This window comes from Fredinandcohnia onubensis (assembly GCF_002734285.1).
Taxonomy (GTDB): Bacteria; Bacillota; Bacilli; order Bacillales; family Bacillaceae_L; genus Ferdinandcohnia; species Ferdinandcohnia onubensis_A.
This window is the reverse complement of sequence record NZ_NSEA01000016.1, coordinates 105,382-121,943: the sequence shown is the minus strand read 5'-3', so window position 1 is coordinate 121,943 and position 16,562 is coordinate 105,382. Positions and strand designations below refer to the sequence as shown.

Genomic DNA, 16,562 nt, shown 5'->3' with positions numbered 1-16,562 from the left:
GAGGTGGTTTTTTTGTGAGAATGTTACTGGCAATCTGCATGTGTTTGATCCTCCTATTTTCATCAGTACCCGCCCATGCCCACCGTTTTCCGGATAGGCCTCCATTGCCTGAGTTGGATATGGATGAAATGGCGCATGAAATTTTCATAACAGATGATAAGCAATTTGAGTTAATAGTAGAAAAAATAAAAAGAAACTATTCCTCCATTAAAATTAACCACATTTACAAACATGTATTCCCAGGCTTTTCTGTTACGGGAAAAAGGAGTGATATACAGAAATTAAAGGCTGAAGCAGGCATTCAACACAGTTCCCCTGTTGCTACATATCAGGTGTCTGTTGAGGAGAGTGTTCCTTTTATTGGCGGCAAAGAGATTCGCAGTCATTTCGATAAAACAGATCATCGTTTAACTGGTAAGGGTGTAAAAGTCGGGGTGATCGATACAGGTGTTGATTACACACATCCGGACCTTAGAATGAATTACAAGGGTGGCTACGATCTTGTTGACGGTGATGATGACCCAATGGAAACGAAAGGAATTGCAGGCCGAAATACCTCGCACGGAACGCATGTTGCAGGAATAATTGCGGCAAATGGCAAAATTAAAGGGGTCGCACCTGAGGCTGATATAATTGGCTACCGCGCTCTCGGACCTGGTGGAATGGGGACGTCTGAGCAGGTCATTGCGGCTATTGATAAAGCAATTGAAGATAAAGTGGACATCATCAACCTGTCTCTCGGAAACACCATCAATGGGCCAGACTGGCCGACTAGCCTCGCTTTAGATAAAGCGACGGAAGAGGGGATAGTCGCTGTCACTTCCAGCGGGAACTCGGGGCCGATGGTCTGGACGGTTGGGTCTCCAGGAACTTCTTCAAAGGCAATTTCTGTAGGTGCATCCACACCGCCGATGACGTTGCCTTATCTAACAGTTGGATTTGCTGATCGGAAAATTCAGCTTCAGCCTCTCCAAGGGTCAATTCCTTGGAAACTACAAAAGAAATATGAAATTGCAAAAGCTGGAATCGGCACAGAAACTAAATTTCCAAAAGTGAAAGATAAAATTGTTTTAATGGAACGAGGAGAAATTACTTTTACCCAAAAAGCAGTGCGTGCGTATGAAGCTGGCGCAATTGCTGTGCTCATCTACAATAATACAGATGGGAATTTCTCGGGATCCCTTGAAAAGGAACTTCCGATACCAGTTGCGTCCCTCTCAAAGGCAGACGGTGAATGGCTTAAAAAACAAATCAAAACCAAAAACACTGTTGTAGAGACCTCATATCAACATATAAAGGACACGATTGCTGAATTTAGTTCGCGTGGACCAGTTACACATACGTGGGCAATTAAGCCTGACGTCGTTGCGCCAGGTGTTGCCATAGATAGTACCATTCCAAATGGCTACCAGGAAATGCAAGGAACGAGCATGGCTGCTCCACATGTAGCGGGGGCTAGTGCCATACTAAAACAGGCACATCCAGATTGGACACCAGAACAAATCAAAGCAGCCCTGATGAATACGGCGCGACTTTTAGATAACGATGAGGGGAACTTGTATAAGCCATATGAACAAGGGGCAGGTCGAATTCAACTCCATGAAGCGATTCACTCGGAAACCTTAATTTATCCAGGGTCATTTTCGGCTGGAATGCTTCACCATCAGGATAGGCGAACGAAAAAAAGAATAAGAGTGACGGTAGATAACCAATCGGACGAAGAAAAGAGATACTCATTTGATATTCCGGTTAATATGAAAGGTGTCCAGTGGGACTTGCCAATGCCATTCGTTGTAAAACCAAAGCAGAAGAAGGTAATCACAATTGGATTGGATATTACACCTAGTATAATTGGCTCCGGGTTACATCACGGGAATCTCTATTTAAAAGGAGAAAAGAACCGTTACCATATTCCATATATGTACGTGATCGAAGAACCTGATTATCCTCGAATTATGGGCTTTCAATTTGGAAAAGACGACAAGGAGGATATATTCCGGTATGAATTATATTTACCGGGTGGAGCGGAAGAGTATGGAATTGTTCTCTATGATCCTGACACTTTGAGGTTCGTCACATTTTTAGACTGGGACCGAAATGTTGCGAGAGGATTAGTAGAGAGAAAAGTAAATCGAAAAGCACGAAATTTAAGAGGGGTATTCAAGGCTGTCATTTATGTAAAAAAAGCAGGCAAAGAGGATATACTTGAAACAGAGATCTCGTTTGAAGATACTATGATAGGCAGCCATTAGGTTTTGGCTGCCTATTTATGAACAATTTGTGAACGATGTTTGAATTTTTGGATTTGCACTACCATAATAGGACTAATAAAAATCGTTGTTAAATCGCTTTTTGTAAGCAAAAATGGAACCCCCAAAAACGCTTGTGAGAAGCTGAACTTTTTCCCTGCAAACAATTGACATTAATGGGTGCCTATTGTATGCTTACAAAGGGTATCAATGAGAAGGTTTACATCGGTTAAACTCTTGAAAAATTAAGTATTTTCTGACATGTAAAAAACCTACCTCGGACGCTGAAGTGAGGAATGCTGATGCGTAAAAATGACAAGCACCCTTTACGAGCCTATGCGCTCATGTCTGGTATTCTATCTCAATTAGTAGGATCAATTCTAGTAGGCATTTTCCTCGGTAGATGGATTGATCGAATGCTTGACACCGAACCACTTTTTTTAATTCTTGGCCTTCTATTAGGACTAGTAGCAGGAGTTTATGCAACACTTCGACTAGTCAATCATTTTTTCTCAGGAGATTAACTTGATATGCAGGATTTAACCACAGCATTTACGAGGTATCGTAAATACATATTCTACTTACTTGCAATCTATGTACTAGGTTGGGGATTTACTGCATACAAAGCCGTCTTCTTAGGACTAATACTAGGGACAGTAGGAAGCTTGTATTTCCTCTTCTCGTTGGCTCGGAAAAATAAGCAATTTACAAAAGCTTATGAACAGGGACGAGCAGTACGTTCGCTTGGAACGATGTCTCGTATGGCAATTGCTGGTTTGGCAGTATTGGTCGTAATGGAGTATCCACAAGAGTTTCATTTAGGTAGTATGATTATTGGATTAATGACAGCTTATTTTGTCATTATGATAGATTTCTTTTTTCAAAAACTTCATAAATAGACTAAAGCACGAGGCAAAGCTTTGTGCTAGACAATATGGGAAGAGAGGTGAATACTGTTGGGTCACGAAGCTCCTACGTTTCAATTGTTTGGACTTTGGTTTAGTGCATCTAACATGTTAATGATCACAATCGCAAGTGTGATTGTATTCATTATCGCGGTTCTTGGAACTCGTACCCTTGCAATGAAGCCAACCGGTGCTCAGAACTTTATGGAATGGGTCATGGACTTTGTTCGAGGAATTATTAAAAGTTCGATGGACTGGCAAACTGGCGGACGCTTCCAAATATTAGGGATTACATTACTCATGTATATCCTTGTATCAAACTTTTTAGGGTTACCATTTGCGGTCATTTTTGGCCATGAGTTATGGTGGAAGTCTCCAACTGCAGATCCAACGATTACATTAACATTAGCTGTTATGGTTGTTGGTCTATCGCATTACTATGGAATTAAGATGAAGGGTGCTAGAGAATACGGTAAGGATTTCTTTAAACCTATGTCATTTATGTTCCCACTAAAAATTATCGAAGAATTTGCAAACACATTAACTCTCGGACTGCGTCTATTTGGTAACATTTATGCCGGTGAAATCCTACTTGGATTAATTGCAGGTATGGCAGTAAGTGGTTATGGTGAAAGTATCTTTGGTGGTATCTTAGGTACAATCGGAGCCTTTATTCCGATGATTGCATGGCAAGGATTCAGTATCTTTGTTGGTGCCATTCAGGCATACATCTTTACAATGTTAACTATGGTTTATATTTCTCACAAAGTGAGTACAGATCACTAGAAAAACTTGTCCAAAATGAGACTTTTTGGACAACAAAAATAAACTACTAATATTTTTTTATACAATTAAAGGAGGACTATTTCAATGGGTTTATTAGCAGCAGCAATTGCAATTGGTTTAGCGGCACTAGGTGCTGGTATCGGTAACGGTCTTATCGTATCTCGTACAGTTGAGGGGATTGCTCGTCAACCAGAAGCACAAGGTAAACTTCAAACTACTATGTTCATCGGGGTTGCGTTAGTTGAGGCGATTCCTATCATCGCGGTTGTTATCGCGTTTATGGTATTCGGTGCTAACTAATTAGTAACATTTCCGGGAGCTTTCCTTTATAAAAGTGAAGGCAACATTAACAAAATGGCGAAGATCATTCCAAGAGAACCTTCGCCATTCCTTTGTATAACCCAAATTTTTTAAAAAAATAATGGTGCGTATTGGCGCACGTTTGATGAAAATAAGGACTTCCATTCGACCTGGAACTCGCAGAAGGAGGGAATATAGGTGTTAGATCTTTTTGTCTTAGGCGCTGCCGCTGGTGGATTACCAGTCAACCTTGGTGATATCATCTTCCAATTGGTTGTATTCATCATTTTATTAGCGTTACTTCGTAAATTTGCGTTCGGTCCAATCATGAATATCATGAAACAACGTGAACAACATATCGCGAATGAAATTGATACTGCTGAACAAAATCACCAAGAAGCGAAAAAATTAGCAGAAGAACAACGTGAGCTACTTAAAAAATCACGTACTGAGGCTGCTGAGTTAATCGAAAATGCACGTAAATTAGGTGAAGAGCAGAAAGATGGAATTATCCAAGCTGCTCGTGAGGAAGCAAACCGTTTAAAGGAAGCTGCGAAACAGGAAATCGTTCAAGAAAAAGAACAAGCTGTTACAGCTTTACGCGAACAGGTTGCATCACTTTCAGTGTTAGTTGCTTCTAAGGTCATCGAAAAGGAACTTAGCCTTGAAGATCAAGAGAAGTTAATTAACGAATATATTCAAGAGGTAGGAGAAGGGCGATGAGCAAAGGAATCGTAGCAAAGCGATATGCAGTAGCTCTTTTTCAATTAGCAAGTGAACAAAATGCACTTGACCAGTACGAAGAAGAAATTCGCACGGTTAAACAAGTGTTTTCAAACAGTGATGAATTCCAAACTGTGTTAAGAAATCCAAAGCTTTCAGTCGATAAGAAAAAAGCGATTGTAACGCAATCCTTTCAAGGTTTTTCTCAGATGACATTAAACACTCTACATTTACTAATTGACCGTCATCGTGAGGATATTATCGCAGACGTTGCGGATGAATTTATCACATTAGCGAATGACAAACGCGGTGTTGCTGATGCAACAGTTTACTCTGTACGTCCTTTAACAGACTCAGAGGAATCAGGAATCTCAAGCGTATTTGCTAGTAAAGTTGGAAAGACATCATTACGTATTCAAAATATTGTAGATCCTAGTCTGATTGGTGGCGTGAAGCTTCGAATCGGAAATCGTATATTTGATGGAAGTGTAAAAGGTAAGTTAGAACGCTTAGAGCGTGAACTTATCCGCTAAAAGATAGGGGTGAAATTCATGAGCATCAAAGCTGAAGAAATTAGTGCGCTGATAAAAAAGCAAATTGAAAACTATCAGTCTGAAATACAAGTGAGCGAAGTTGGTACAGTTATCAGTGTCGGTGACGGTATCGCACGTGCTCATGGCCTCGACAATGTCATGGCTGGAGAACTCGTTGAATTTTCAAACGGTGTCATGGGTATGGCACAAAACCTTGAAGAAAACAACGTTGGTATTATCATCCTTGGTCCTTTCACAGACATTCGTGAAGGTGACGAAGTACGTCGTACAGGACGTATCATGGAGGTTCCAGTTGGTGAAGCATTGATCGGCCGTGTTGTAAACTCTCTAGGACAACCAGTTGATGGTCTTGGTCCAATCGAAACTACTAAAACTCGTCCAATCGAAAGTCCAGCTCCTGGAATCATGGACCGTAAATCTGTTCATGAACCACTACAAACTGGTATTAAAGCGATTGACGCATTAATTCCAATCGGTCGTGGTCAGCGTGAGTTAATCATCGGTGACCGTCAAACAGGTAAAACATCTGTTGCAATCGACACAATCCTTAACCAAAAGAACGAAAATATGATCTGTATTTACGTTGCAATTGGTCAAAAAGAATCAACAGTACGTGGTGTTGTTGAAACTTTACGTAAAAACGGTGCATTAGATTACACAATCGTTGTAACTGCTTCTGCATCTCAACCAGCTCCAATGTTATTCTTAGCTCCATATGCGGGTGTAACAATGGGCGAAGAGTTCATGTACAATGGCAAGCACGTTTTAGTTATCTATGATGACTTAACAAAACAAGCTTCTGCATACCGTGAACTTTCACTATTACTACGTCGTCCTCCAGGTCGTGAAGCATATCCAGGGGATGTATTCTACCTACACTCTCGTTTATTAGAACGTGCTGCGAAGCTTTCTGACGAAAAAGGTGGCGGATCTATCACAGCTTTACCGTTTATTGAAACACAAGCTGGTGACGTATCTGCGTACATTCCAACAAACGTTATCTCGATTACTGACGGACAAATCTTCTTACAATCTGACTTATTCTTCTCAGGTGTACGTCCTGCCGTTAACGCAGGTTTATCCGTATCACGTGTTGGTGGATCTGCGCAAATTAATGCGATGAAGAAGGTATCAGGTACATTACGTCTTGACCTTGCTTCTTACCGTGAACTTGAAGCTTTCGCTCAGTTCGGTTCTGATCTTGATAAAGCAACTCAAGCGAAACTTAACCGTGGTGCTCGTACAGTAGAAGTATTAAAACAAGGTCTAAACAAGCCACAAGCAGTAGAAAAGCAAGTTGCGATTTTATATGCGTTAACTCGTGGATTCTTAGATGATATTCCAGTAGAAGATATCTCTCGTTTCGAAGCAGAGTACTTCGTATGGTTAGAGCATAACCGTAAAGCTGAAATCTTTGATCACATTAAGTCAACTGGTAAGCTTCCAGATGATGAAGTATTTACTTCTGCAATCAATGATTTCAAAAAGACATTTGCTGTTTCTGAATAATAAAGACAATGCTTAAGCGACGCGCAATGCGTGCGTCGCTTATCTGAATAAAGCTAGGAAGACTCGGTTCCAAAGCGTTTACGAATAATCGAGGAAAAGGTGGTGAGAACCTTTGGCATCCTTACGTGATATAAAAACAAGAATCACTTCAACAAAGAAAACAAGTCAAATTACTAAAGCGATGCAGATGGTTTCAGCATCTAAGTTTAGTCGTGCTGAAGCAAATGCAAAATCGTTTGTTCCTTATATGGAAAAAATTCAAGAGGTCGTTGCGAATATCGCAGTAGGTAGCTCGGATGCAAGTCATCCAATGCTAACTCATAGACCAATTAAAAAGACTGCTTATATCGTCATTACTTCTGACCGTGGATTAGCTGGCGCATATAACAGTAACGTAATTCGTGGTGCATACCAAGCGATGCAAAAACGTCATAAAAGCACAGACGAGTTCACAGTAATCGCAATCGGTCGTGTTGGCCGAGACTTCTTTGTAAAAAGAGGAATTTCGGTTAGCTTAGAAATCGCTGGTTTATCTGATCAGCCATCTTTTGCTGAAATTAAAGATATTGCTAATGCTACTGTGAATATGTTCGCGGATGGTACGTATGATGAGCTTTACATGTGGTATAACCACTTCGTAAGTGCGATTCAACACGATGTAACGGAGAAAAAGCTACTTCCATTAACGGATTTAGCGGCAAACAATAAACAAACTTCTTATGAATTTGAACCTTCACAAGAAGATATCTTAGAGGTATTGCTACCTCAGTATGCTGAAAGTCTCATCTACGGAGCACTTTTAGATGGAAAAGCAAGTGAACACTCGGCTCGTATGACTGCGATGAAAAATGCGACAGACAATGCAAAAGAGCTTATCGACTCACTTACTCTTTCATATAACCGTGCACGTCAAGCGGCAATTACGCAAGAAATTACGGAAATTGTCGGTGGAGCAGCAGCACTCGAATAGAACATTTACAACATTAGATAGATTTATTATGGCATTCAAAATGAGCGAAAAAAATTTGAATGACCTCGAAAAGTAAGTTAGGAGGGAACACGATGACAAAAGGACGCGTTACCCAAGTTATGGGTCCTGTTGTAGACATACAGTTTGACAGCGGCCATCTTCCTGAGATTTATAACGCCCTTACTATTAAACATAGTGCGCGTGATGCAAATGAAGTTAACATCGACTTAACATTAGAAGTTGCGCTTCACCTAGGTGATGACACTGTACGTACAGTTGCGATGTCATCTACTGACGGTGTAGTTCGTGGATTAGAGGTTACTGATACTGGTAAACCGATTTCAGTACCAGTTGGTGATGTAACCCTTGGACGTGTATTTAACGTTCTAGGTGAAAGCATTGACCTTGATGCACCAGTACCTGCTGATGCACGTCGTGATGCAATTCATAGAGAAGCACCAACATTCGAACAACTTTCAACTGAGGTTGAAATTCTTGAAACTGGTATAAAGGTAGTAGACCTTCTTGCTCCATATATTAAAGGTGGAAAAATCGGTCTATTCGGTGGTGCCGGAGTTGGTAAAACAGTTCTTATCCAAGAGCTTATCAACAACATCGCACAAGAACACGGTGGTATTTCCGTATTCGCTGGTGTAGGTGAACGTACTCGTGAAGGAAACGACTTATACTACGAAATGAAAGACTCTGGAGTTATCACAAAAACAGCGATGGTATTCGGACAAATGAACGAACCACCAGGTGCACGTATGCGTGTAGCTTTAACAGGTCTTACAATGGCGGAATACTTCCGTGATGAGCAAGGCCAAGACGTGTTATTCTTTATTGATAACATTTTCCGTTTCACGCAAGCTGGTTCTGAAGTATCAGCCCTACTTGGTCGTATGCCATCTGCCGTTGGTTACCAACCAACTCTAGCAACTGAGATGGGTAAATTGCAAGAACGTATTACATCAACAAACGTTGGATCTGTAACGTCAATCCAAGCGATTTACGTTCCTGCCGATGACTATACTGACCCGGCTCCAGCTACAACGTTTGCTCACTTAGATGCAACAACAAACCTTGAGCGTAAGCTTTCTGAGATGGGTATTTACCCAGCGGTGGATCCATTAGCATCTACTTCTCGTGCTTTATCTCCTGAGGTAGTTGGCGAAGAGCACTACAATGTTGCACGTCAAGTACAACAAACATTACAACGTTACCGTGAACTACAAGATATCATCGCAATCCTAGGTATGGATGAGTTAGGTGATGAGGATAAGTTAATCGTGCACCGTGCACGTCGTGTCCAATTCTTCTTATCTCAAAACTTCCACGTTGCGGAGCAGTTCACTGGACAACCAGGTTCATACGTACCAGTTAAAGAAACTGTTCGTGGATTCAAGGAAATCCTAGAAGGAAAATACGATTATCTTCCAGAAGATGCGTTCCGTCTAGTTGGTCGAATTGAAGAAGCAGTAGAAGCTGGAAAGCAAATGGGTGTTGAAGCATAATTAACGGGACCTAGGAGGGTATAAAATGAAGACAGTAAAAGTCAATGTCGTGACTCCTGATGGCCCAGTTTATGAAGCTGATGTGGAAATGGTAAGTGCCAAAGCTCAAAGTGGTGAGCTTGGTATCCTACCAGGACATATTCCTATGGTTGCTCCTCTTCAAGTAGGGGCAGTTAGACTTAAGAAGGAAGGCAACACTGAACTTGTGGCTGTAAGTGGAGGCTTTCTCGAGGTTCGTCCTGATCAAGTAACAATCCTTGCTCAAGCTGCAGAAACAGCTAAAGCGATTGACGTTGAACGTGCTAGCGAAGCAAAAAAGCGCGCTGAACAACGCTTGCAGGCGAAACAAGATAATGTAGATTTTAAACGGGCAGAGCTCGCTTTAAAACGTGCCATCAATCGATTAAACGTAACACAAAACAAATACTAATCTTAGTGTAGGAACCCCCAGAGGCCTTTTGCTTCTGGGGGTTTTTATCGTTGTGGGTGGTCGTGTATCATGGCTACCTCGCGGAATATAGCAAAAGTTGATAGAAATAAAATAACATCGAAAAACTGAAATTATACGCCGATAGGGTGTGTAAATATGGGTTGGGCTACTTATAAGTAGTCCTTTTTTTCGTTTTTGGACAATAATTTTAATTTATGGCTGATAATTTTTGTTTATGGACAATACTCTATTAGTATAGGACGATATTTAAAATTTATGGACAATAGGGTTTTGGGGGGATTGAATGGAGTTTGTAGATGCAATCTTACCGTCAAAAGGGATAAATGTATGTGGTGAGGATATGATTAATGCATAATCGTTACCCTCATGTTAGTGAAAATTCTTGTGTGATGGTATGAAAAGGGGCTATTTGTACCCTCGTGTAGGAGTAGTTGATTGAGTGAGGGTACGAAAACAGTGTAATCATACCCTCGGAGTAAATGGATTGCTTGGATTGGGTATGTAAAAATTATTGAAAATGTAGTTTCGTACTATTGTTCTATGAAAATAGAAATTACTGTTTTGATGAAATTGAAGTTCATCATTTTAGTCCTTGCTGAGACAGAAAATTGAAGAATAAATGGCTTAGAAATACAAGCCTTTTCTGCTTATTTTTACTTTATTTGTCTTAAATGGTAATTTCGTAGAATAAGTGCCAGGTTTGGTCGACACTAGGCTGGGAAAAGTGCTATAATGTATTCGGTTACATTTATAATATTTTGTTAATAAAACATTGGGGGATATCGGAGGGGGCTACATGGAAGATCTGTTGAATCAGTATTTGAATAATTACTTGATCGTGGTTGTCTTCTTGTTGTTGGGGATTATACTCCCGATTGTGGCGTTGTTTTTGGGGAAGTTGCTACGGCCACATGCACCGAGTGACGAGAAAGCTACTACATATGAGAGTGGAATTGAGCCATTCCATGATTCTCGTGTACAGTTTAATGTACGTTATTATATTTTTGCGTTATTGTTTGTTATCTTTGATGTTGAGACTGTATTTTTATATCCATGGGCAGTTGCCTACGAAAAACTCGGGATTTTCGCATTAGTTGAGATGTTGATTTTCGTTGTTATGCTCGTTATCGGCTTAGTATATGCTTGGAAGAAGGGCGTGTTAAAATGGATTTAAAAATGGATGGAATTTCAGATTTAGAGATGGAAGAGTTAAAGAGAAGTGTATTTATGACGACGCTAGAGCAGGTGAAAGGTTGGGCGCGAAGTAATTCGTTGTGGCCACTTACATTTGGTCTAGCTTGTTGTGCGATTGAAATGATGGGGACAGGTTCTTCCCACTATGATTTGGATCGATTTGGTTCCTTTTTCCGTACGTCTCCACGTCAGTCCGATTGCATGATTGTATCGGGTACAGTGACTAAGAAGATGGCACCAGTTTTAAAGAGATTGTATGATCAGATGCCAGAACCAAAATGGGTCATTGCGATGGGGTCTTGTGCAACAGCAGGGGGTCCTTATGTGAAGTCGTATGCTGTTGTGAAAGGGGTAGACCAAATTGTGCCCGTTGATGTGTACATTCCTGGTTGTCCACCAAATCCAGCTGCACTTATTTACGGGATCAATAAATTAAAAGAAAAGATTCGCTATGAGGCTAAAACGGGGAAGAAGGTGATTTAGCGTGAGCGAAGAAAAAGACCTGGAACAACTTAAGCGAGAGGCTGCAGAGAAGGCTAAGGAAGCTGCAAAAAAGCGACTGGCCGAAAAACAGGCAGCTGAAGCAAAAAGTAAAGAGGAATCCAAGGAAGAAAATATAGATATTGCGAAGGCAAAAGCTGCTGCGGCGGCAAAGGCCAAGGCCGCGGCGTTAGCGAAGCAAAAGGCCAAACAACAAGCTGAAGAGGCAATGGTTTCTGATGAAAATTCAGAATCATCAGAAGAGGTAAACGTTGACATTGCGAAGCAAAAAGCCGCAGCGGCAGCGAAGGCGAAGGACGCGGCATTAGCGAAGCAAAAAGCAGCGGAAGCCGCATCAGCTGACACGTCAGAAGCAGACGACAAAGCAACGGCGAAAGCGAAAGCCGCAGCGGCAGCGAAGGCGAAGGCCGCGGCATTAGCGAAGCAAAAAGCAGCAGAGGCCACATCAGCTGACACGTCAGAAGCAGACGACAAAGCAACGGCGAAAGCGAAAGCAGCAGCGGCAGCGAAGGCGAAGGCCGCGGCATTAGCGAAGCAAAAAGCAGCGGAAGCCGCATCAGCGGACACGTCAGAAACAGACGACAAGGCAACGGCGAAAGCGAAAGCAGCAGCGGCAGCGAAGGCGAAGGCCGCAGCACTAGCGAAACAAAAATCGGCTGGTGGAGCATCGGGTGATGACGACTTAGCGAAGGCGAAGGCAAAGGCAGTTGCTGCAGCGAAAGCAAAGGCCGCGGCATTGGCGAAGCAGAAAGCGGCTGAAAAAGCGGGCGAAGGCTCAACCGATGATGAGCTAGCAAAAGCGAAGGCGAAAGCTGTAGCAGCGGCCAAGGCAAAAGCGGCGGCAGCAGCGAAAGCCAAAGCGGCAGCTGGCGGTGGTGGCGACGATCTTGCGAAGGAAAAAGCGAAGGCGATCGCAGCAGCGAAGGCAAAAGCAGCTGCAGCAGCAAAAGCGAAGGCTGCGGCGGGCGGAGCGCCTGAGGAAGAAGTAGAAGAGGCAACACCATCTCCTAACCAGAAGTATTTGGATAAGTACGTAAAAGTAATTACGGAGCACATAGGTGGGGACGTTTTAGAAGATTCATATATTAATACACTATCAAAAGATGTGCCAACACTTGTTGCAAAACCGGATACATATTATAAGGTTGCACAGTTTTTAAAGTTCAATGAACAGCTTGGATTCGATTATCTATCGGAACTCCATGGTACAGACTTCCAAACACATATGGAAATATATGTTCATTTGTTCTCTTATAAAAACCGTCAATCTGTTGCGTTAAAAGTGAAACTTGACCGTGAAGAGCCAACGACTGCATCCCTACAACCGTTATGGGAAGGGGCAAATTGGCCAGAGCGTGAAGCATTTGATTTGCTTGGGATTAAATTTGAAGGACATCCAAATTTAACACGAATCCTATTACCAGACGACTGGGTGGGGCATCCGCTTAGAAAAGACTATGAACCGTTTGACGTGGAGGTGTAGCATATGATTCGTACAGAAGAAATGCTCCTAAATGTAGGGCCACAGCATCCAAGTACGCACGGCGTATTCCGTCTGGTTGTTAAAATTGACGGAGAAATCATCACAGAAGCTACACCCGTAATTGGATACCTACACCGTGGTACAGAAAAACTTGCAGAGGACTTGCAATACACACAAATCATTCCGTACACAGACAGAATGGACTATTTGTCAGCGATGACGAATAACTATGTACTTTGTCATGCGGTTGAAACAATGATGGATATTGAGGTTCCTGAGAGGGCTGAGTATTTACGGATCCTCGCAATGGAATTGGGGAGAATTGCGAGTCACCTTGTATGGTGGGGTACGTATTTACTTGATATTGGAGCAACAACACCGTTCCTTTATGCGTTTAGAGAAAGAGAAATGATTATTAATCTCCTAAATGAGCTTTCTGGGGCAAGGCTGACTTTTAACTACATGCGTGTAGGTGGGGTTAAATGGGATGCGCCTGAAGGTTGGATTGAAAAGGTTAAGGAATTTGTTCCATATATGAGGTCACAGCTTCCAGGGTACCACCAGCTAGTAACAGGAAATGAAATTTTCCGGGACCGTGTCATTGGAGTTGGAAAGTATACGAGGGAAGATGCATTAAATTACTCCCTAAGTGGTACAAATCTTCGTTGTACAGGTGTCAAATGGGATCTTAGAAAAGATGAGCCATATTCAATCTATGACCGCTTTGATTTTGACGTACCAACGAGAGACGGTGGAGATGCATGGGCACGTTATCACTGCCGTATGGAAGAGATTGAGGAATCTCTTAAAATAGTAGAACAGGCTGTGGAACAATTTCCTGCAGAAGGTCCAATTATGGCAAAGGTTCCGAAAATCATTAAAGCACCAAAAGGTGAAGCATATGTACGAATTGAATCACCGCGTGGAGAAATTGGCTGCTATATTTCGAGTGATGGTAAAAAAGAACCGTATCGTTTGAAATTCAGACGTCCGTCATTCTATAATCTTCAAATCCTCCCGAAGCTTTTAAAGGGTGAGAATATGGCAAACCTGATCACCATTTTAGGTGCAATAGATATTGTCCTCGGGGAGGTTGACGGCTAATGATAGAAAACCTACTGAATTCACCTCCGAGTTGGCTGAATTTTGGTATTTTCTTTTTACTTGCAACCGTCTTACTATTAGTCATCCTGGGATTCGTTACTTATGGAATCCTTGCAGAGCGTAAGGTGATGGGTTTTATGCAAGCACGTCAGGGTCCGAACCAAGTAGGGGGACGCTGGGGGCTTTTACAAACAGTGGCTGACGTTTTAAAGCTTCTTTTAAAAGAAGACGTGATCCCGAAAGTTGCGGACCGTCCCTTGTTTATACTTGCACCTGTGCTTGCGTTTGCTCCAGCCTTCATGGTTGTGGCAGCACTTCCGTTTACGGAGAGCTATAAATTTGCAGATATAGGGGTGGGATTGCTCTATTACATCGCCGTATCTGGACTCACGACAATTGGAATCGTCGCCGGTGGTTGGGCATCAAATAACAAATATGCCCTCATGGGAGGAATGCGTGCAGCGGCACAGATGATTTCCTATGAAATTCCACTGGTGATGTCCGTGATTGGGGTTATTTTATTATCTGGAAGCTTGAATCTTTCTGATATTGTGGAAGCTCAGGATAAGGTTTGGTTTATTTTTGCACAGCCGATCGCCTTTATTGTGTTTTTTATTGCGTCTGTTGCCGAGTTAAACCGTGTACCATTTGACTTACCTGAGGCAGAATCAGAGATTGTCGCTGGTTTCCATATTGAGTATTCAGGATTTAGATGGGCCTTCTTTATGCTTGCCGAATATGTGTATATGTTTGCGATGGCAGCCTTAACGACCGTTCTTTTCTTAGGAGGCTGGAAACCAGTTTTATTCTTAGACTTTATTCCAGGTGCCGTTTGGTTCTCCTTAAAGTTTAGCTTGGTAATCTTTGTCTTAATCTGGTTCCGTTCCACCTTCCCACGTTTACGTGCGGACAGACTGATGGAGTTCGGCTGGAAAGTACTACTTCCAATCGCATTAGCAAACATTTTCTTATCAGCTTTAATTAAGGAATTATTTTTCTAAAAAGGATTCGTGAATCGAAACTACCTTATAAAGGGGTGACAAACTATGTTTGGCTTGCTGAAAGGGATGAAATATACCCTAAATCAATTAACCTATAAAAAAGTCACATATGATTATCCGAATGAACCACTACCACTACCAGATCGCTTTCGTGGTATTCAAAAATTTTATCCGGAAAAATGTATCGTATGTAATCAATGTGCCAACATTTGTCCAACCGATTGTATCCAGCTAACCGGGAAAAAACACCCTGACCCGACTAAAAAAGGGAAGATTATTGATACTTATGATATTAACTTTGAAATTTGTATTCTATGTGACCTTTGTACAGAGGTTTGCCCGACAGAAGCAATCGTTATGACAAACAACTTTGAACTAGCAGAATACAGTCGTGATGACTTATTTAAAAACCTCGAGTGGTTAGATGAAAATGATACGAACGTGCGAAAGGAGAATAAAGCGTGACTGGAGAATTTTTAGCATTCATAGTCCTAGCAATTAGTGCGATTGGCGGCGGTATATTAATGCTGAACCTCCAAAAGGTCATCCACATGGTTATCGCACTTGTATTCACCTTCATTAGTATCGCAGGTTTGTATGTGATGCTTCACGCGGAATTCGTTGCAGCTGTGCAAGTCTTAATTTACTCAGGGGCCATCACCATTTTAATGCTCTTTGGTATTATGCTGACGAAACATAATGACACAAACGAACCAAAAGTAAGTCGTGGTCGAACCTTTCTTGTTCTTTTTGGAATCCTTGCATTTGGTGTTGCTGTTTACCTTGGCATTTACGATTTGGATTTTGGAGGGCAAGCGACGGACCTACATGTGAACAATACGGAGAAGATTGGAATAGAGCTTTATGCAAAATACGTGATTCCATTTGAATTAACATCAGTGGTCTTACTTGTGGCGTTAGTAGGGGCAATCATTTTAGCGAAAAAAGACAATGAAGAGGAGGCGAATGAGGAATGAGTTCTGTTCCATTAGCAGCCTACCTTATCCTAGCGTTAATTTTATTTTGTATTGGTCTTTACGGGGCATTCACAAAAAGAAATACAGTTATTGTGTTAATTTCAGTTGAATTAATGCTAAATGCAGTAAATATTAATTTCGTGGCTTTTAGTAAATATGGAATGGTCCCTGGAATTACGGGTCAAATCTTCTCACTGTTTACGATCGCCATTGCGGCAGCTGAATTTGCTGTTGGTCTAGCTATTTTGATGGCATTGTACCGAAATAAACGCACCGTAAATATTGATGAAATGAATACGATGAAGCATTAACTTAGCCTTTGGTGGGAGAACAAAACGCTA

19 protein-coding genes are annotated in these 16,562 nt (G+C 41.7%); all 19 read left to right on the top strand.

Going from position 1 to position 16,562, the window contains the following annotated elements; genetic code table 11:
* Window positions 1–20: 20 nt before the first annotated feature.
* On the top strand, window positions 21–2,252 hold the full coding sequence (locus tag CKJ95_RS16665; protein WP_180271560.1) for a S8 family serine peptidase: 2,232 nt from the start codon (window positions 21–23) through the stop codon (window positions 2,250–2,252).
* Window positions 2,253–2,551: 299 nt separating this feature from the next.
* Entirely contained in the window at window positions 2,552–2,773 is a 222-nt protein-coding gene (locus CKJ95_RS16660) for an AtpZ/AtpI family protein (protein ID WP_099354584.1), read from the top strand.
* Window positions 2,774–2,779: 6 nt separating this feature from the next.
* Entirely contained in the window at window positions 2,780–3,148 is a 369-nt protein-coding gene (locus CKJ95_RS16655) for an ATP synthase subunit I (protein WP_099354583.1), read from the top strand.
* Window positions 3,149–3,205: 57 nt separating this feature from the next.
* Window positions 3,206–3,940 carry a F0F1 ATP synthase subunit A gene (atpB, locus tag CKJ95_RS16650; RefSeq protein WP_099354582.1) on the top strand — a complete coding sequence of 245 codons (735 nt, stop codon included), beginning with the start codon at window positions 3,206–3,208 and terminating at the stop codon, window positions 3,938–3,940.
* 84 nt (window positions 3,941–4,024) lie between these two features.
* Window positions 4,025–4,240: a F0F1 ATP synthase subunit C gene (atpE, locus tag CKJ95_RS16645; protein ID WP_099354581.1), complete on the top strand. Its 216-nt coding sequence runs from the start codon at window positions 4,025–4,027 to the stop codon at window positions 4,238–4,240.
* 198 nt (window positions 4,241–4,438) lie between these two features.
* On the top strand, window positions 4,439–4,963 hold the full coding sequence (gene atpF, locus CKJ95_RS16640; protein WP_099354580.1) for a F0F1 ATP synthase subunit B: 525 nt from the start codon (window positions 4,439–4,441) through the stop codon (window positions 4,961–4,963).
* A complete protein-coding gene (locus CKJ95_RS16635; RefSeq protein WP_099354579.1) occupies window positions 4,960–5,496 on the top strand; it encodes a F0F1 ATP synthase subunit delta in 537 nt (178 codons plus the stop codon). Before atpF ends, CKJ95_RS16635 begins: the two co-directional genes overlap by 4 nt.
* An 18-nt stretch (window positions 5,497–5,514) precedes the next feature.
* Window positions 5,515–7,026, top strand: a complete 1,512-nt coding sequence (gene atpA / locus CKJ95_RS16630) for a F0F1 ATP synthase subunit alpha (protein WP_099354578.1) — start codon at window positions 5,515–5,517, stop codon at window positions 7,024–7,026.
* A 112-nt stretch (window positions 7,027–7,138) separates the two neighbouring features.
* Complete coding sequence (locus CKJ95_RS16625; protein ID WP_099354577.1) at window positions 7,139–7,996, top strand: F0F1 ATP synthase subunit gamma; 858 nt, start codon at window positions 7,139–7,141, stop codon at window positions 7,994–7,996.
* A gap of 92 nt (window positions 7,997–8,088) precedes the next feature.
* Window positions 8,089–9,510 (top strand): F0F1 ATP synthase subunit beta, encoded by a 1,422-nt coding sequence (gene atpD / locus CKJ95_RS16620; protein ID WP_099354576.1) that lies wholly within the window; start codon window positions 8,089–8,091, stop codon window positions 9,508–9,510.
* Window positions 9,511–9,535: 25 nt separating this feature from the next.
* The gene (locus CKJ95_RS16615) at window positions 9,536–9,940 is read left to right on the top strand and encodes a F0F1 ATP synthase subunit epsilon (protein WP_099354575.1); all 405 of its coding nucleotides are present in this window, start codon (window positions 9,536–9,538) and stop codon (window positions 9,938–9,940) included.
* An 817-nt stretch (window positions 9,941–10,757) separates the two neighbouring features.
* Window positions 10,758–11,135, top strand: a complete 378-nt coding sequence (locus tag CKJ95_RS16610; protein ID WP_099354574.1) for an NADH-quinone oxidoreductase subunit A — start codon at window positions 10,758–10,760, stop codon at window positions 11,133–11,135.
* Entirely contained in the window at window positions 11,126–11,638 is a 513-nt protein-coding gene (locus tag CKJ95_RS16605; protein ID WP_099354573.1) for a NuoB/complex I 20 kDa subunit family protein, read from the top strand. The genes CKJ95_RS16610 and CKJ95_RS16605 overlap by 10 nt, the downstream gene beginning before the upstream one ends.
* A gap of 1 nt (window position 11,639) precedes the next feature.
* A complete protein-coding gene (locus tag CKJ95_RS16600) occupies window positions 11,640–13,139 on the top strand; it encodes an NADH-quinone oxidoreductase subunit C (protein ID WP_099354572.1) in 1,500 nt (499 codons plus the stop codon).
* Window positions 13,140–13,142: 3 nt separating this feature from the next.
* Window positions 13,143–14,243 (top strand): NADH-quinone oxidoreductase subunit D, encoded by a 1,101-nt coding sequence (locus CKJ95_RS16595; protein WP_099354571.1) that lies wholly within the window; start codon window positions 13,143–13,145, stop codon window positions 14,241–14,243.
* Window positions 14,243–15,244 carry an NADH-quinone oxidoreductase subunit NuoH gene (nuoH, locus tag CKJ95_RS16590; protein ID WP_099354570.1) on the top strand — a complete coding sequence of 334 codons (1,002 nt, stop codon included), beginning with the start codon at window positions 14,243–14,245 and terminating at the stop codon, window positions 15,242–15,244. The genes CKJ95_RS16595 and nuoH overlap by 1 nt, the downstream gene beginning before the upstream one ends.
* Window positions 15,245–15,289: 45 nt before the next feature.
* Window positions 15,290–15,709, top strand: coding sequence for an NADH-quinone oxidoreductase subunit NuoI (nuoI, locus tag CKJ95_RS16585; protein ID WP_010677182.1), 420 nt, complete (start codon window positions 15,290–15,292; stop codon window positions 15,707–15,709).
* Entirely contained in the window at window positions 15,706–16,221 is a 516-nt protein-coding gene (locus tag CKJ95_RS16580) for an NADH-quinone oxidoreductase subunit J (protein WP_099354569.1), read from the top strand. Before nuoI ends, CKJ95_RS16580 begins: the two co-directional genes overlap by 4 nt.
* A complete protein-coding gene (gene nuoK, locus CKJ95_RS16575; protein ID WP_099354568.1) occupies window positions 16,218–16,532 on the top strand; it encodes an NADH-quinone oxidoreductase subunit NuoK in 315 nt (104 codons plus the stop codon). Before CKJ95_RS16580 ends, nuoK begins: the two co-directional genes overlap by 4 nt.
* Window positions 16,533–16,562: the final 30 nt, after the last annotated feature.

Bases quoted from the DNA above. Each gene is read 5' to 3' on its own strand.
- CKJ95_RS16655 (WP_099354583.1), top strand. From the start codon at position 2,780: ATGCAGGATTTAACCACAGCATTTACGAGGTATCGTAAATACATATTC.
- CKJ95_RS16660 (WP_099354584.1), top strand. From the start codon at position 2,552: ATGCGTAAAAATGACAAGCACCCTTTACGAGCCTATGCGCTCATGTCT.
- CKJ95_RS16595 (WP_099354571.1), top strand. From the start codon at position 13,143: ATGATTCGTACAGAAGAAATGCTCCTAAATGTAGGGCCACAGCATCCA.
- nuoK (WP_099354568.1), top strand. From the start codon at position 16,218: ATGAGTTCTGTTCCATTAGCAGCCTACCTTATCCTAGCGTTAATTTTA.
- atpE (WP_099354581.1), top strand. From the start codon at position 4,025: ATGGGTTTATTAGCAGCAGCAATTGCAATTGGTTTAGCGGCACTAGGT.
- nuoI (WP_010677182.1), top strand. From the start codon at position 15,290: ATGTTTGGCTTGCTGAAAGGGATGAAATATACCCTAAATCAATTAACC.
- atpA (WP_099354578.1), top strand. From the start codon at position 5,515: ATGAGCATCAAAGCTGAAGAAATTAGTGCGCTGATAAAAAAGCAAATT.
- CKJ95_RS16615 (WP_099354575.1), top strand. From the start codon at position 9,536: ATGAAGACAGTAAAAGTCAATGTCGTGACTCCTGATGGCCCAGTTTAT.
- CKJ95_RS16635 (WP_099354579.1), top strand. From the start codon at position 4,960: ATGAGCAAAGGAATCGTAGCAAAGCGATATGCAGTAGCTCTTTTTCAA.
- CKJ95_RS16610 (WP_099354574.1), top strand. From the start codon at position 10,758: ATGGAAGATCTGTTGAATCAGTATTTGAATAATTACTTGATCGTGGTT.
- CKJ95_RS16665 (WP_180271560.1), top strand. From the start codon at position 21: ATGTTACTGGCAATCTGCATGTGTTTGATCCTCCTATTTTCATCAGTA.
- CKJ95_RS16605 (WP_099354573.1), top strand. From the start codon at position 11,126: ATGGATTTAAAAATGGATGGAATTTCAGATTTAGAGATGGAAGAGTTA.
- nuoH (WP_099354570.1), top strand. From the start codon at position 14,243: ATGATAGAAAACCTACTGAATTCACCTCCGAGTTGGCTGAATTTTGGT.
- atpD (WP_099354576.1), top strand. From the start codon at position 8,089: ATGACAAAAGGACGCGTTACCCAAGTTATGGGTCCTGTTGTAGACATA.